General features: G+C 55.4%; 2 protein-coding genes. Both read left to right on the top strand.

Annotated features, from left to right (window positions below; genetic code table 11):
- Window positions 1-698, top strand: a 698-nt coding sequence (locus ABTY04_RS41045) for a 3-methyl-L-tyrosine peroxygenase-related protein (RefSeq protein WP_352218528.1), incomplete at its 5' end; no start/stop codon positions are given.
- Window positions 699-790: 92 nt separating this feature from the next.
- Window positions 791-1,072, top strand: coding sequence for a Rieske (2Fe-2S) protein (locus ABTY04_RS41040; protein WP_352218529.1), 282 nt, complete (start codon window positions 791-793; stop codon window positions 1,070-1,072).
- The last annotated feature ends 40 nt before the right edge of the window (window positions 1,073-1,112 follow it).

Raw genomic sequence — 1,112 nt, 5'->3', positions numbered from 1 at the left:
TAGATGACCTCGCAGACACGATAGTGGACGTTGATGAGTTCGCGGCACTCATCGACACCTCTGAGATAATGCTCAGATACTGCGGCGCCGACGTCATTTCGAATAATTACGAGAGGCTCGACTCTCCTACTGCTATGAAAGGCCCAAGGTATCGATGGCGAGTAGGCCACCATCTCTTTTCCTTCTCAACCATCTTTTGCCGTCACTTTCTAATGGCGGCTGCAGGTCCATTTCGGGCTTCTCCTGAAAGGGTTGCTGCCCTAATCGAGGACGCTCGTATCAGTCTTCGCGGCACGACGGCCGCTATGCGATATGCGGCTAACATGTCACAAGGCGCCTACCTCGATGTAATTCGCCCATCCATGGAGGCTGCGTGGCCAGGAGGATTCTCGGGCACGCAGCATCTCGACTATGAACGGCTGAAGCGGGCGCGTGAAGATACGCGACAGGCTCTCCTAAGCGAGTACGGGCAGCTTCCCGCTGATTGGCCTCAGGAGGTTCGGCTCGCGTTTGGCGGATTTTGCGAGACGGAAGTTGAGGACCTGGAACAGCACACTCTCATAGCAGCTTCCAAGGTCGGGACAACCTCTTCGCTACTAACAGCTGCGGCTGGAGGCGCCTCAGACTGGGCTGCCGTCAAGCAGCTCCGATCCATGGCGAATAAGCGCCAGCGAGAGCTCCGAGGGTTCTTGACCTGAGAGCGCCGAAAGGCGTGGTCATAGTGGGGCAAGTCATTCAGTTCAGATCCGAGAATGATCGAATTCGACTACTTGAACGCGAGCCCGGCACCATGGTATGTGGAACTGCCGAGGGTGATGACCTTGAATATGTCATAGTCGTGGCCAAGAATGGCGACTACCGCGCCTTTGACGCATCATGTCCCCATCTAGCGGCCAATCTCAATGACGTTGGACGCAGCTGCTGCGGAAAGACGCTAGTTTGCGATTCCCATGGTTGGGAATTCGATCTAGAGACCGGCGCCGTCATTCGGTTCCCCGGGAAAAGCCTTCCCAGGGAGAAACTTGAGATACTAAGAGTGATCGAACTTGATGGCGAGTTCGAGATGGAATAAGTCCGCACTGAGCTAATCTATTCGAGCCACTGTCGCCAGT

The sequence above is a fragment of the Streptomyces sp. NPDC097981 genome, from assembly GCF_040302565.1.
Lineage (GTDB): Bacteria > Actinomycetota > Actinomycetes > Streptomycetales > Streptomycetaceae > Streptomyces.
Note: the sequence above shows the minus strand (reverse complement) of the source record. Positions and strands in the feature narration are given on the sequence as shown.